Here is a 14,596-nt window from a genome sequence, read left to right on the forward strand (position 1 = left end):
TTCTTATCTCCATAACTTGCACTATTTTTGATTACGATTGAACTACCCATTGGACTTATTTGCTCACCTCGACTCCATCGGCTATCCTCATCTTATCTCCGTCGATACCCTCTACTATATTTTCGACCACGCTGAGGTCCTTCCCGGCATCAATCCTGATGCCGTTGGCGGCTTGTCGAATGATGTTATACTCAATTCTTACGCCCGAGGGGATTCCTGTGCCCCTTCCGTCAGCACCGTTGTCCTCAGTAAGCCGGATGGCCCAGAACCCTTTTGTCCCTCCAGTGATGTGATTACCTCGCAGCACCGTTCCCGGCGCATTTCGAAGCTCAATACCAACCTTGGAATCCTTGCTAGCGGTAATCTTGTTGTCCTCGATGAGTGTATCTCGAGTTCCCAGGATAACGAGGATTCCCTGACGGTTTCCAATCAGATTGTTGGAGTGCACCCAGTTTCCACGACCTGAGGCGTCGTGTTTGTTCTTGGCACCTCCGGAATTGCCTAGCGCGATACCCGCCCGTTTTCCACCGATGACCGTGTTGTTCCTAATTTCATTCAGGTATTCACCCTCGCCGTGCAAGTCGATGGCATCGAGATAACTGCCGACAATGGTGTTCTCCACCACAAGATTGTTGTGAGTGGGGAACTGCAGCAGAACGGCGTGCCGTAGATGCCTGCCGTCGAATGTATTACCGATGACGACATTGTGCCGGGAATCATTGGCGGCATCAGGGTCATGCTGGTCAACTGAGCCCTCGATGGCGATGCCGTAGCCCTGTCCACCAGGACCGATGGCAGTTGCCTCACTTATGTGGTTTCCCGATAGGGTCACTTCACGGCTAGTCTTGACGGAGATCCCGTGGCGCTCAAACTTGCGTATGCCTAGGTTCTCCACAAGGATCCTGTAGCTCGGCTTCCCTTCATGCGCTCCGATGTATATCCCGTACATCGGTCCGCCACCCGCGTCGCTGTCGTCAGGGTCTTCACCAAGTGGACCCTCATGACGGGAGGTTATGGTGAAGTCAGCAATGATGACATCGTAAACTCCAGACCCACGGATCACCCGACTGTCATCCTCGCCGTTAAGGGAGGTCAGCAACACGGTGCGCTCCTGGCCATCGCCGCGTAGGTCCACACCACTTCGCAACACGATGTTCGCCGTCTTGTCTGCCGGGTCAGTGGAGCGCAGGTCATATGTGCCTGCTGGTAGCACGACCTCGTCTCCCGGTTCGGCAGCGTCTATGGCCTTCCTGATGGCAGCTGCATCGTCGTGTGAGTCTGGCGCTGGATCTGCTCCAAATTGAGTGACGTCTAGCGTTCTACCCGTGGCTGGAACCAGCGTCGGCACCTCAATCGGCGCGCCAGAACGGTCTACTAAGCCGGGGTTCTTCCAGTCTCCGTGCCCGGTCGGAGCGGTTCCCACGGAGTCATCACTCTCGACTGGCCTTTCGGATTCCCCGACGGTGCATGCGGTCAAGAGGAACACAAGACCTAAGGCAACCAACCACGAATGCGCGGGTCCTCGACGGCTGTTCTGAACAGATTCATTCATTAGACTTCTCACTTCCTTTCTACACTCTTTTCATCACTCTCATCGGACATGGATGCATCGAGAGAAGCAGAAAGCCCGCGTGCCTTGGCTTGTTTCGCCGAGCACGCGGGCTCACTACCTTTGGGATACCTAATGACCACTAACGGTCGCCGACGTCATCCCATGGCCAGGGACTACCAATTAGAGTCCCCCTTTGCCATAAATATTATCATTAGTTGTTGCCTTTATTACCTTTGTTGTTGCCTTTGCCGTTGTCCTTATCGATTTTGAAGTTCAACGGAATATCCTTTTCCAACGGAGTGTCTGCAGAGGAACCACCGACATGCACGCGGTACTTTCCGTCAACAGTAGCCCACTCTCCGTCAGCCCAGTTCGCCAAATTGTCTGGCTCTTCTGGAACGAAATAAGAGAATGGATGGTTAGAGTCAGCATGGTTAATTCGTACAGTTACACGCTGGCTTTCACCTGGCTCAAGATCAACCTTCTCGAAGTTGACAAGACGTTTCGTTGGCTGCCCTGCCTCGTCCGGAAGTGTCAGATAGACTTGTGCCGCTTCTTTTCCGGCAACGTCACCGGTGTTCGTTACAGTGAAGGACACGTCAAGACCGGATAACGCTCCTTTGCCGTCTTTTCCTGTATCGCGGACTTTCTTCACTTTTAAGTCACCATACTCGAAAGTTGTGTAAGACAATCCGTACCCGAATGGGAAGACCGGCTTCACGTTGTTTGCTTCGTACCAGCGGTAACCCATCTCAAGACCTTCAGTGTATTGAGCGATTAGCTGATCGGACTTACCATCACCGTAAGGACCTGGGCCACCGACCTTACCTGTATCTTGACGAGTTCCAGGGTACTGTTTTTCAGTCGCGAATGCTGCTTCACGCTCAGTAGCTCCAAACGTCATTGGCAGCTTACCAGATGGATTAACCTTACCGTAGAGTAGGTTAGCAACGGCATTGCCATCCTCCATACCTGGGTACCATGCTTGAAGAACTGCAGGTACCTTATCCAACCACGGCATAATTGACGTACCGGAAGTCTTCAATACCACCACAGTGTTCTCAGGGTTAGCTTCCATAACTGCGTCGATCAGCGGCTCCTGCTCAGCCACGCCCGATTTAAGGTTCAATGCTGGGAATCCGAGTGTTTCACGGTCCACTGTCTCATGTGGGTTATCGCCGACCATAAGAAGCACGACATCAGATTCAGCAGCTAACTTAGCAGCAGCTTTCGGATCACTGCCATTGTTGTATGTCACTTTCGTGTTGTAGCCCAATTCTTTGATAACATTTTCTAAACCTTCTTGTGGTGTAACCGTATATGGAGTCACTACATAATCATTGTCGTCACGAACAGAACGTGGGGACATCTTTGCCGCACCAGCGAACGTCTCAATGCCGATCAACGCAATCGACTTTGGCTCACCGTCTAATGGCAGGAAGCCGTTGTCGTTCTTCAACAGCACGGAGCCTTCCTCGGCCATCTTCCGTGCGGTAGCGCCGTTAGCCATCGGATCGACGATTTCCGGCATAAATTTGTCGAAAGGCTCATCCATATGACCAAACTCGATCATCTTGATGTAACGTGGACGAAGCAGATTGTCGATGTCGTCCTCAGTTACCGCTCCTGAGTCGAGAGCCTCTTGGATCTTCTCTTGAGTGTAGTACTGTGGTGCCCAATCGAGTTCCACATTTGTACCCGCTTTGATAGCAGCCACTGTGTCGTGAATCGCACGACGGTCACTCATGACGTATCCGTTAAAGCCCCAGTTTTTCCGTAGGGCATCTTGTAGAAGTTCAGAACTGTCACATGCATAAGTACCGTTAACATCCGGGAATGAACACATCACCGAAGCTGGGTCAGCGTCTCTGACAGTCATTTCGAATGGCAACATGTACAATTCGTTCATAGCTTGTGAAGGAACTTGGACACCCATCGTCCAACGTTCAGTTTCCTGTTCGTTTCCAGCCATGTGCTTGAGTTGTACCTGGACTCCCTGATCCTGGATACCCTTTGTTTGCTCGATTGCAAGGGTACCTGTCAAATAAGGGTCCTCACTAAAGTATTCATAGTTACGGCCACCGTACGGGTGACGGATGAGGTTCATACCTGGTCCGAGGAACACGTGATGCGCGAAAGCTCGTGTCTCTTCACCAAGGATTCGGCCAGCCTCATAGTTTAGCTCGCGGTCGAATGTCGCAGCCAAACCTGGGGTAGACGGAAGGCCAGTCGCCAATGGGTCATTGTGACACGATCCGCCCTTAACGCCCGTACCACCGTTGGTCATACGTACTGTAGGGATACCAAGTTCCTCGATCCCTTTGATTTGCCGGCCTGTGTCTTGAAACTCACACCCAGGAAGTGTACCTTGTGGTGCGAATTCGCCGTTCATATACTTACTAGTTCCGCCTCTTTTGATGACAACCGGATCACCTTTGTCATTCTCATTGAAGCGCGAGATAGCGATTTGCTGAATCTTCTGTTCCATTGTCATCGCATCGAGAAGTAGCTCGGTGCGCTCCTCAGCAGAGAGCTTGGTGTTCATCCAGGGTTTGGTCCCTTCCGTTCCAGCATTCTCCGCATTAGCAGGAATTACTAAAGAAGACATATAGATCATTGCTGTTAAAAAAATTAAAGTAATGCGTTTTATCATCTTATTTCTCCCTTGCTGTCTATTTTTCTATTCTTTTTTGAAATCATTCAATTCATCTTCCTATCCTATCCTCTCCTTCACTGATGTACTAGTATATTAGTATAGTGAAAAACCATTACGTCCGTATGAACGTTTAATTACAAAACAGCAACAAAAACTACGAGATTAGTAATGCTTCTATAGTCCCGAATGCGATTGCAAACACTGTAAAATCAATGATTTGGTGAATAACCAAAATTCCAACAAACATTGTGTTAATTATTGGAAACACACTTAAATAAGGTGAAAGTATGAACTCCTATATATTAAATAAGCTTTGTTACAATAATTTTTGGAGATATTTAGATGTTTTTACGCTGGTGTTTTTCTAAAATATTGCAAAGGTTCAAAGGAAATATGAAGTAAAAGAAAAAAGACTGAATCCCATTGGATCCAGCCATGAATTTTGATTCACTTTAGATTGTAAAAAACAGTTGATTAGCGATTGAATACATATTGTACTGCCCGTATCTATTTCTCCATGCTCTTATGTTAATTCTTCAACAAAAACCGTATACCTTCTGAATCAAGATAGGGAGTTGGGTCATCAATTAATAATCCCTAAGGATAGTTTGATAAAATTTGGCTAACTGGTGTACTGCTAGTCATGGGATGTTTAATACCACTCTATCTAAATATGATAGTTCAATATTTTCCTATTACTGTTTACCCCCTTTCGTCTGCTTGTTTATCCCAATCAGTATATCTAAATCAACAGTAACCTCTGAAATACCTTGATTTATGATTCGACTCATATCATTTTTGCTCGTGTTCCACGTAAGAGGAGACATTTGAACTAAATGAATGAGCTCAGTTTGTGTTATTTCCCTGTTATAACTAAGTTTGAGTATATCTAAAAGATAAAAGTGACGGTTAAACAACGATACTGTTTCATCATTTTTGTAAGATTTTTTGTCTGTACGATTGAATAGTGCTACTCGTAATTCTTTTAGATAATTGGATTGAGGTACAACTTTCATTACAAGACCATTTGGAACCAAAATCCTTTTGAAATCCTTATAATTAGCAGGAGAAAGGATATTCAAAATAAAATTGCATGATTGATTCGCCAAAGGTGAGTTTGCTAAATCACCGACAAGCCAAATGGATTCATTATAATTACTTGCAGCCATTCTAATGCCTTCTTTTGAAATATCTAAACCAATTCCCGTAATTCTTACATTCTCACAATCATCTAAAATTCTTTGGAAATGTGAACCTTCACCACACCCCGCATCAAGAATCATGATTTCATCTTTTAAAGCATCCATATTTTCAATGATTATTTCTAAAATCTTCTTGTGTAGAGGTGCAAAAAGATTACTTTCCATTATGACTTTTTGTCTTGCTTCAAACAATTCCTTGTCATAATGGCTATTTAAAGAACGAGTCGTCATGTTTACATAGCCTTGTTTTGCAAAATCAAATGTATGATTATTCAAACAGACAATACTTTTTAAATGAGTGACCTCCATTGGACTTTTACAAATCGGACAACTAAATACATGAACATATTTATTAACTAATTCAGCACTTTTTTCTTTATTATTCATGGTTCTCTTCCTTTCATAATAAAAAAATCACAAGCATCTGGCTGTGATTTGAGAGTAAAGGGAAAGAGGCCTATCCTTATTCCATTAGTGCTTAATAAAAGACGTCAGCAAATAACCCTGCCCTTGATCCAAACAACGAAAGGTTAAAATTAGACAAAAATAAAGAAAGGCAGAACAAGCCGCCTTTCTATACATTACACATTTTCCACACATAAACAGACAATAAGTACCCGCACATAAGTTGGATGGGGAAAGCATATTGCTAGTATATGGTGAATAACAATTCCGAAATATGAAATGAAGATTATTAAAAAAGGACAGACTAATCCCGTTTACTCTGTATACACAAACAGAGCCTTTGACCGTATTCAATTACTGGTTCAAAGTTGGGAATCGTAGTCTCATAAAATGTATCATTTTTTAATAATCCTCCTACAATTGAAAATTCACTATTAATTGTAAACCGACTTACAGAAAAAGTAAATTATAAAAACAGTTTTCCATAAACCCCTAACAACTCAAAATGGTGATTGCTAATTAAAACGTAAATAATAGGTAACTGTTTTTCGATATTACTCTCTCTAATTATATTATACCACTATTTATAAGTTATTTTTAGACTACTTATTAGGTAGTTCATATATTATACTGTTTTAACATATCTAAAAAATAAGAGGTGTATCAGTATGAATGACAAAAAAGTTGTCTTAGATAATGGTCCTTTTTTTCACGGTACGAAAGCAGAACTAAAAATTGGAGATTTATTAGAACCACAACACTTATCAAATTACCAAGATAAAAAGTCTAACTATATTTATTTCACTGCAACATTAGATGCTGCAAAATGGGGTGCCGAATTAGCAACTGCTAAATCAAAAGAAAGAATTTATGTTGTAGAACCATTAGGTGATTTTGAAAATGATCCGAATTTAACAGACAAAAGATTTCCGGGAAACCCAACACGTTCTTATAGGTCTAAATCTCCTTTAAAAATAGTAGCTGAATTAGGTTCATGGGAAAGACATTCCGATGAAGAGATAAATCATATGCTTACATCTTTAAAAACGTTACGTGAACAAGGAAAGGATGTAATATACGATTAATCTATAAGGTAATGATTTAAGAAACCAAAAATCAATTTGCTTTTGCAATAGGTTTCTAGTTCGGCTTTTAAAAGTATTTACCTGCCAAGAAGTTAAAGAATTTAGAGAAAAGACGGAAAATCATTAGAATAACCACGAATAAGAGTGGGACCTACGGATTAACGTATTGCACAAAGGAAAAAGACTGGACCCGGTACTTCGGGATCCAGTTGTATAGCGACAAAAAAGTCGGTAACTCAAAAGGTTTATTTTGTTGACCCGAAGACTACTAGTACTTTTTGAATTATAAAATAAAGTTGGAACTTACTTTAGACGATCAGATTATTTTGAACAAAAAAAGTTGGTAACTATACTTACAGATTTATTATCAAGCGGAATCACATGATAGGAAAAAGACTGTACATTAGTTTACATTCAAAAAGTATTCTAAGGCTTATACAAAAACAAGTAAAAAATTTGTCAGCTCTTCATCCATCCTTCAAATCCCCTAGTAACTTCACCTTTTATATTGAACACCTGCTTGTTTATAACATTCCATGACAGATTTTTGGAGAAATAAACTTTTTCGCCCCCATTATTTCCCTTTATTAGATCGATACTACCTAAAAAAATGTGAAGCTTTCCTTTTGTGAGAATTTACAAAATAAAAACAGATTTTCTAAGAAAAATGTTTTAAATTATAGTACTAATGGAATATATAAATTATCGAACAGAATTATACTAAAAAAGTGGAATAAACATTTAATAAAACGAATATTATGTAGTATACCCGTAGAAATCAGAAGTGTGTCCAACAGGATTATTAATGATATCGGAAAAAAACATTTGTTTTTTCGAAAGGATTAATAAAAATATAAAAAAATAATAATAGGATGGTTAACATAACAACAACGATTGGGTACACTGACTTTGGGAAAAACATTTTCCGTTTATTTCATAACCGCCCTTGATTTACCAGTTGACAGCATAGTATAATAATTGAGGGCGTTTATACCCGTTTTTCATTTGATAGTTTTGAAGAATTGGTACAAGCCTATAAAAAAAGGGTATCTCAGGAGCCGTTAAATCCTGTTAATAATAGATAAGAATGGGTCGACACCCGGAAAGGAAGGAAACAAGGTATGTGACTAATAAAAGTGAATAGAGGAAAAAGCCCGCCTTCATCTATTTGGCGCTTCACCCAGGGTAATATGGACCGCTTCATGGTCAAAGAGGTGAAGTTAGAATGAAGAAATTAGGTTGCTTTGCAGTTGATGTAGTAAAAACGATAGTTATTGGTGGTTCCGCATGGGATTTTACGAAAAGAATTGTCGCTGGCTTCAGAAGTGGAGAAGTAGGGTTTAGCATAACTCCCTTAACTGAATTATGTATTTTCTTGTTAAGTGACTGGTTCTGGGTAATACTAACAGCTTATGGACTAATACGGTTTATTCCGATTATAAACAAAAAAATCCAGCACGCCAATGCTGAACGAGAAAAGAGAAAATCTGAAAAAAGAAAGCAAGAAATAAGAGAAGTTTTACAAGAAGTAACTATAAAAAAGTAATGCCGCGCCAACGGCTAACTATTTTCCACCTCCGCGCCAACGGGGGTGTTTTTTTATCTTATGTTCCTAAATATAATATGTTCTAAATATCTAAATATGCATGTCCATTAAGAATTCTAATATAAAAACTAAGTAAAATCTTACATAGAACACTAACTTTTTTAAACTTCTTAGTTAGAAAAACCTCTAGAAAAGAGGTGATTTTAAGACATATACTAGGTAAAATCTCACTTTACTTATTACAAGGATACCAAACTTCCGAATTTCAGGCAAGCAAAAAATCGACTTAATTAATATATCATTTATTAGAGAATGAAATCAAGTGGATACTCTATTGTTTTTCTTTAGTTTTCTTAAAAATCTTTAGAATTCCTTCTAGAATTAAACAAAATTATAAGTATTATTTCCAAAATCCTAGCTTTCTATACCTAGTTATGAAGAAATATCATCAAAATCAATGATGAGTTTGGCCATGCAAATCAGTTGAGAATTTCTCTATTTCTCTAGAAACCCTGAATTAGCGAATTGTATGAAATTGGAATGACTGAGTTAGCCTCTACTTTTTCTGGGCAGCAAATATATGGATCAGATATTTGAAGAGGAGTTATAATCAATAGATTCTCTTACCGAATAAGGCGATGAGAAGTTTGAACTCACCTTTATTCACCACAGCTCTACTATCTGATTTTAGTTCCTTATCGAGTGTTAACAATTAGTAAATTTTGTACAAAACAAAATCTTGTAACTGCTAAACTAAAATCAACAGTTTCCGCCAAATAGAAATGAACACTTTTCGCCAAAACATTCAACAGTTAAGCTATCATGATTTTATATCATAATTGTTTAGCTGGAGGATTTGAAAGGTGGAAAAAATACTATTGTATGTTGAAATACATCAACTTAAACAACAAGGATTTAAAATAGCAGCCATTGCAAAAAAATTAAATATTTCAAGAAACACAGTTTATAAGTATCTGAATATGGATTTTGACGAAGCATCTGAATGGGCTATATCCACGAAGAGTAGAACCAAAAAATTAGATTCACATCAAGATCTAATATTAAGTTGGCTTAAAGAACATCCAGATCTCTCTTCTGCACAAGTGGAGGACTGGTTGAAAGAACGATATCCTACTATAAAAGTTGGCGGCAGTACAGTCCGCGGGTATGTCAGTGAATTAAGGAATATTTACCATATTCCAAAGGTAGTTCGTGTTCGAGATCATGAAGCTGTAGAAGAACTGCCTATGGGACATCAAGTCCAGGTTGATTGGGGGGAAATAACCGTAAAGAATCAAGATAAAAAGCCAGTTAAATTATACTTTATTACTTTCGTACTCTCTCATTCTCGTTACAAATATGTGGAATGGATGGACAGACCTTTTACTACAAAGGATACAATTCGTTGTCATGAAAAGGCATTTCAATTTTTCGGGGGAATTCCGAAGGAAATCGTCTATGATCAAGACCATTTAATAACAGTCAGTGAAAATGCCGGAGATATTATCTTAACGGGAGAGTTTCAAGCATACAAGCAAGAACGTGGTTTCCGAATATATCTTTGCAGGAAGTCAGATCCACAAAGCAAAGGGAAAGTTGAAAATGTAGTGAAATACGTAAAAATGAACTTTGCAAAAAATAGAGTATTTCCAAATCTTGAAGCGTGGAATGAGAAGTGTTTAGCGTGGTTAAAGAGGACGGGAAATTACAATATTCATCATACAACTAAAAAGAGACCGGTAGAAGTGCACGCCCTCGAAAAGCAACACTTAACCAAAGTCTCCTCCATGCTTTCTTTCGAAAGCAACCATAAAAATAGTATAACAAGAACTGTTCATAAGGACAATGTTATCAAATATAAATCCAATCGTTATTCTCTTCCATTAGGGACATACCGACCAAGGGGAGCTAATACGGTATATCTTGAAATACAAGATGAAATGCTCATTATTAAATCAGACTTTCAAGGGGAAATATTAGCAAAACATCAAATATGTCACGGAAAAGGAATATTGATAAAAAACAGGCAACATACGAGAGATCGTTCAAAGGGAATTCAAGCCTATAAAGAGACAATTATTCGTCAATTCAAAGATCAAGAAAAGGCTATAAAGTTTGTGAATGAAGTATCCGCTCAATATCCGAGATATGTAAGAGATCAGTTGCAGATCATTCAATACGCTATTACCCATTTTCGCCCTCAAATCGAGGAAGCCCTCGCTGTTTGTCTAAAAGAACAGCTTTGGAGTGCAAACGACTTACGTGATATTGCACAACACTTAACTAGATTAAAAGAAGGAAAAGATGTGTCCCCAACTTCTTTCGAAGCTAAACAAGATAACCTCGCAACAAAAGCTACAGCAGCAAAAAGGGAAATAGAATATTACACAAACATAATCAGAGGTGTTTCATAATGACTAGCACTGTACAGCTTTTACAAGAGCATTTTCGCCATCTTCGGATGGCGGAAACGGCGGATGAGTTGCCAGTATTACTACGAAAAGCGGAGAAATCATCTTGGACTTATCAAGAGTTTCTGCAGGAACTTCTAATGTACGAGGTGAAGAAACGGGAAGAAAAGAACGTTGAAAAGAGATTAAAATGGGCTAAATTCCCGTATGTCAAAACACTTGATGAGTTTAATATCGAAGAACAAACTTCTCTGAGTACACGTCAATTAAGTCAGTTAAGTGAGCTAAACTGGCTAGAACAACAATATAATCTAATTTTATTGGGACCGCCAGGTTCGGGTAAAACCCATATTAGTATTGGGCTAGGTATAGAGGCCATTCAAAGTGGCTATAAGGTTGCCTTTTCAACAATGGGTGAACTTGTACATTTACTAAAAACAGAAGAGTATATTAGAAAATCTCAAATTCAGTTAAAACGCATAAAGGATTCCGATATGGTCATTATCGATGATTTAATGTATATGGCAATGGACCAAAGAGAAGCTAACCTCCTTTTCCATTTAATTAATTTCCTTTACGAGCGTAGTTCTATAATTTTGACTTCAAATAAAGGCCCGGAAGAATGGGGAGAACTTATAGGAGATCAGGGAATCACGACAGCAATCTTAGACCGCATCCTCCATAGAGTAGAAGTTATTCAACTAAATGGAAATGACAGCTATAGAATAAAACATCGTTCGACCATTTTTGGAAAAGAAAGTGTTCAAAATTAATTAGCAAAAAGTGTTCAAAACTACTTGACGGTTACAAATCTCTCCTATCATAATAAATATCCAAATTATTTTTTACTGGATTTTTGAAGAGATTCTGTTTGTATTTTTACATTTTACATCGTATTCCTAACTAAAAATACGTCTAAGAAGATTGAAAAATCCTTTCTTTTCTTTAATCGCTTGTTCTTCATTATCTTTTCTAGCTTTATTAATTTTTTCATCAGACCAGTTTTCAGCCCAAACTATCCTATTATCCCTTATCCAATAATGGGACCTACACATATAAGACCAGTTCCCAACAGATGGGGAAAGAGAAACACTTTCCCCATTATAAATTAACTTCCAATCACTGGGTGACAAAGGTGTAACAACCTCTTCTCCACATCCACATGCGCATTTATGAATGGCAGTGTTATAATCTAAGCTTATATAAATTTTGTTTTCTTCTATGTTATCCGGAATCAGTGATACAAAAGAATGTTTAAGCACTTTGATCTTCATTTATTAATTCTCCCATATTAATTGAATAGGTCGTATCATGTTCCAGATAGTTGTCTTGATAAAATCCATAATGCTTCTTCCATTTTATTACTGCTAAAGCTGCATTTAATGCATTTAATTCAGCGATTTGAATATTAGTAGAATAGTCGTCATCCACACTATTAGAAAAGGAAATTCGCTTAGACAGATGATCATTTTTTTCTGGTGTACCAGTTGTCACCCTGACATCACCAATTAAGGAGTCGTTAACGACTTCAATTCCAATTCCAACATCTATAAATGGTATAAAACTTTCTAATAAATTATCTATTATAAGTTTTTTAGCAGCACCATCATCAATAGAAATAAAAACAAAATCATTCAAAAGAACTTCCTGAATATTTGATTCATCAATATATTCATTATGACAAGTAATCTTTTTATGCATGTTATTATAAATATTAAAAAAGTATTGAGTTTTGTAACTCTGTTCTTCCAACTCTTCCGCTGAAGGTGACCCAGGTGCTCTAAATGCATTATGCTGTAAAAAGATATCCCCATCAAATATGTGTATTTCAGAGACCGGTGTCTTACATACCAAGTCCAAAATATAAGACCCGGTTCCACCAAGTCCAATAATACCAATCTTTAGCCCATTTAGTTTTTGTGAAATTTGAATAATATTTGCTCGACTTGAATTAGTATCATAGTAATTAAAAACTGTTTCATTATTAGTTCCCACCGTACGGAAAGTTTTTGCGGTAACTAAATCATTCATAGAATAGGCAGGAGCCATAATAACATTTATATATGTTGTAAACTTTTCGTAGTAGTCACTATATCCAGACTGCGGTTTATTTGAAAAGGAGTGATTTATTGATATTCCTTCTGCTAAAACTTGTTGAGTAGATGTATACTGAATACCACTAAGAATCGACCCTTGTTTGTCACAAGGGTGATCTCCTATAAAATGAATTACATGATTGTCTGGTTTAATTGTTTTGTCTCCAGCTAAACAAAGGGTTGAAACGAGTGTCCCATAATTAATTTCTTTATTTGAATTTACATAAGGTACATGGTGAACAAGTGCGTATCCGTTTATGACATCAATTTCAAAACCTTCGTCTCTTAACCTTTTTAAGTCCGGACTACGATTTATCAGTTCTTGTGACATTAATAATCATCCCTTCTTTCACTGTAATTACATCACCTTCTACCATGGACCCCTTATCTTCATGCTTACCTTTTGAATATTTAACTGTAAAAACAATATTGGGTGTTGGAACAACCTGACCAAAAGCTAAGTTAATGACTTGTTGATAAGATAATTTTTTCTCATCAACTTCTTTCATTCGTCCGTTTATAATTAAATTAAATACTTTTCCTTTATCTTTGTTCATATACATATCCTCCTAAGACTTCATTTTCATAATTCCTTGCAACTATACTTGTTGTCTCTATTACCTTAGTGTACTATTAAACTAATATAATTTTATTTACGTACTTTTTTCAGTGGAAAAGCTATCGATGGCGTTTTTTCCACTATTTTTTTGTGAAAATCCATTTATTACTCTTGCATTTGGGTTAAATCTATTCCTAATGCTTTTAATATAGATGCAGCAAGTAAAAATGTGATAACAGGGCCAAACAGCCTAGCAATTAAAACATCATATAAATGTGTAATAATAATTCACCCTTCTCCTATAATTTTTTTAAAATATTTAACTTTGTTGGTCCTCTACATATTACTTGAATATCCACTTCTCTTGCTCCCCTCTCAGCTTCAATTTCAAAATTGAAAACCGTTCTTTTTTATGGTATTCAATTTTGAAATTGAATACCATTTTTATAAAAAACCTGCTTAAAACAGGCTTTTATATACGAATTGTCTGCCTCCTTCAGGCATCTGAACTTCTTCCCGATAGATTAATCTTTTCGCATAAAGTTTGGAAAGTTGTGTGCTGGCAGTATTTAATTTCTTTCCTAGATTATCCATTACATCTCTAGCAGTAACTTGTTTATGGTCATAAACAAAAGCCAGGATTTCCTTAAGCGATTCCTTTGTACCGCCTATATAGCCAATAATAGTATATAAATCACTAGATTTTGCAACAATACATAATTCCTCAATATTCAAGGTACTTTCAATATTATATTCATGGTCATATTCATCTTCAGGACTTAAGTTATCAAGAAACAAAAACTTCTCAATTTTATTCTCCTGAAATTGTTCAATCATCCACTTTAAAGGCTTAGCTATGACTTCATCAATTCCAGAGGCATTTGAATCACCAATCTGGGTCATGTCCAACCTAAATATAGTTTTTGATGGCGTATTTTTAATTTGATTAATTATTTCGTAATTAACTTGTTTAAGTTTGGGACGACTTAGTAGTTTTAAGGGTTCTTGAGAATCATTTATTTTTAAATCAATAATATGCATTTTTTTCGCCCTTTCGACTTCAATTACAATTTTGAAATCTATT

General features: G+C 38.1%; 12 protein-coding genes. 4 read left to right on the top strand and 8 right to left on the bottom strand.

Features of this window, described 5'->3' with window-relative positions:
- Positions 1 to 55: 55 nt before the first annotated feature.
- The 4 genes from RGU12_RS12510 to RGU12_RS23770 form a co-directional block, all read right to left on the bottom strand.
- The gene (locus RGU12_RS12510) at positions 56 to 1,552 is read right to left on the bottom strand and encodes a right-handed parallel beta-helix repeat-containing protein (protein WP_309536445.1); all 1,497 of its coding nucleotides are present in this window, start codon (positions 1,550 to 1,552) and stop codon (positions 56 to 58) included.
- 211 nt (positions 1,553 to 1,763) lie between these two features.
- The gene (locus RGU12_RS12515; protein ID WP_309536446.1) at positions 1,764 to 4,205 is read right to left on the bottom strand and encodes a beta-glucosidase; all 2,442 of its coding nucleotides are present in this window, start codon (positions 4,203 to 4,205) and stop codon (positions 1,764 to 1,766) included.
- 698 nt (positions 4,206 to 4,903) lie between these two features.
- A complete protein-coding gene (locus RGU12_RS12520) occupies positions 4,904 to 5,797 on the bottom strand; it encodes a putative RNA methyltransferase (RefSeq protein WP_309536447.1) in 894 nt (297 codons plus the stop codon).
- Positions 5,798 to 6,169: 372 nt separating this feature from the next.
- Positions 6,170 to 6,214 carry an erythromycin resistance leader peptide gene (locus RGU12_RS23770; RefSeq protein WP_116354017.1) on the bottom strand — a complete coding sequence of 15 codons (45 nt, stop codon included), beginning with the start codon at positions 6,212 to 6,214 and terminating at the stop codon, positions 6,170 to 6,172.
- Positions 6,215 to 6,483: 269 nt separating this feature from the next.
- Here RGU12_RS23770 and arr point away from each other — a divergent pair, with 269 nt between their 5' ends.
- The 4 genes from arr (at position 6,484) to istB (ending at position 11,630) form a co-directional block, all read left to right on the top strand.
- Positions 6,484 to 6,900, top strand: a complete 417-nt coding sequence (gene arr, locus RGU12_RS12525; protein WP_309536448.1) for an NAD(+)--rifampin ADP-ribosyltransferase — start codon at positions 6,484 to 6,486, stop codon at positions 6,898 to 6,900.
- Positions 6,901 to 8,125: 1,225 nt separating this feature from the next.
- A complete protein-coding gene (locus RGU12_RS12530; RefSeq protein ID WP_309536449.1) occupies positions 8,126 to 8,446 on the top strand; it encodes a hypothetical protein in 321 nt (106 codons plus the stop codon).
- Between the two features lie 863 nt (positions 8,447 to 9,309).
- Entirely contained in the window at positions 9,310 to 10,860 is a 1,551-nt protein-coding gene (gene istA, locus RGU12_RS12535) for an IS21 family transposase (RefSeq protein WP_309536043.1), read from the top strand.
- Positions 10,860 to 11,630, top strand: coding sequence for an IS21-like element helper ATPase IstB (gene istB / locus RGU12_RS12540; RefSeq protein ID WP_309536044.1), 771 nt, complete (start codon positions 10,860 to 10,862; stop codon positions 11,628 to 11,630). Before istA ends, istB begins: the two co-directional genes overlap by 1 nt.
- 126 nt (positions 11,631 to 11,756) lie before the next feature.
- On the opposite strand, the gene RGU12_RS12545 is transcribed toward istB, so the two are convergent.
- The 4 genes from RGU12_RS12545 to RGU12_RS12560 form a co-directional block, all read right to left on the bottom strand.
- Entirely contained in the window at positions 11,757 to 12,131 is a 375-nt protein-coding gene (locus RGU12_RS12545; RefSeq protein ID WP_309536450.1) for a ubiquitination-like system serine protease family protein, read from the bottom strand.
- On the bottom strand, positions 12,112 to 13,284 hold the full coding sequence (locus tag RGU12_RS12550; protein WP_309536451.1) for a ThiF family adenylyltransferase: 1,173 nt from the start codon (positions 13,282 to 13,284) through the stop codon (positions 12,112 to 12,114). Before RGU12_RS12550 ends, RGU12_RS12545 begins: the two co-directional genes overlap by 20 nt.
- The gene (locus RGU12_RS12555) at positions 13,259 to 13,510 is read right to left on the bottom strand and encodes a multiubiquitin domain-containing protein (protein WP_309536452.1); all 252 of its coding nucleotides are present in this window, start codon (positions 13,508 to 13,510) and stop codon (positions 13,259 to 13,261) included. The genes RGU12_RS12550 and RGU12_RS12555 overlap by 26 nt, the downstream gene beginning before the upstream one ends.
- Before the next feature lie 461 nt (positions 13,511 to 13,971).
- Positions 13,972 to 14,553 (bottom strand): hypothetical protein, encoded by a 582-nt coding sequence (locus RGU12_RS12560; protein ID WP_309536453.1) that lies wholly within the window; start codon positions 14,551 to 14,553, stop codon positions 13,972 to 13,974.
- Between the last annotated feature and the right edge of the window lie 43 nt (positions 14,554 to 14,596).

It is taken from the genome of Ferdinandcohnia sp. QZ13 (assembly GCF_031324165.1).
Lineage (GTDB): Bacteria > Bacillota > Bacilli > Bacillales > Bacillaceae_L > Ferdinandcohnia.

What these genes read in the sequence shown, in the direction of transcription:
- RGU12_RS12510 (WP_309536445.1), bottom strand. Translation starts at nt 1,552, where the DNA reads ATGAATGAATCTGTTCAGAACAGCCGTCGAGGACCCGCGCATTCGTGG.
- RGU12_RS12515 (WP_309536446.1), bottom strand. Translation starts at nt 4,205, where the DNA reads ATGATAAAACGCATTACTTTAATTTTTTTAACAGCAATGATCTATATG.
- RGU12_RS12520 (WP_309536447.1), bottom strand. Translation starts at nt 5,797, where the DNA reads ATGAATAATAAAGAAAAAAGTGCTGAATTAGTTAATAAATATGTTCAT.
- arr (WP_309536448.1), top strand. Translation starts at nt 6,484, where the DNA reads ATGAATGACAAAAAAGTTGTCTTAGATAATGGTCCTTTTTTTCACGGT.
- RGU12_RS12530 (WP_309536449.1), top strand. Translation starts at nt 8,126, where the DNA reads ATGAAGAAATTAGGTTGCTTTGCAGTTGATGTAGTAAAAACGATAGTT.
- istB (WP_309536044.1), top strand. Translation starts at nt 10,860, where the DNA reads ATGACTAGCACTGTACAGCTTTTACAAGAGCATTTTCGCCATCTTCGG.
- RGU12_RS12545 (WP_309536450.1), bottom strand. Translation starts at nt 12,131, where the DNA reads ATGAAGATCAAAGTGCTTAAACATTCTTTTGTATCACTGATTCCGGAT.
- RGU12_RS12550 (WP_309536451.1), bottom strand. Translation starts at nt 13,284, where the DNA reads ATGTCACAAGAACTGATAAATCGTAGTCCGGACTTAAAAAGGTTAAGA.
- RGU12_RS12555 (WP_309536452.1), bottom strand. Translation starts at nt 13,510, where the DNA reads ATGAACAAAGATAAAGGAAAAGTATTTAATTTAATTATAAACGGACGA.
- RGU12_RS12560 (WP_309536453.1), bottom strand. Translation starts at nt 14,553, where the DNA reads ATGCATATTATTGATTTAAAAATAAATGATTCTCAAGAACCCTTAAAA.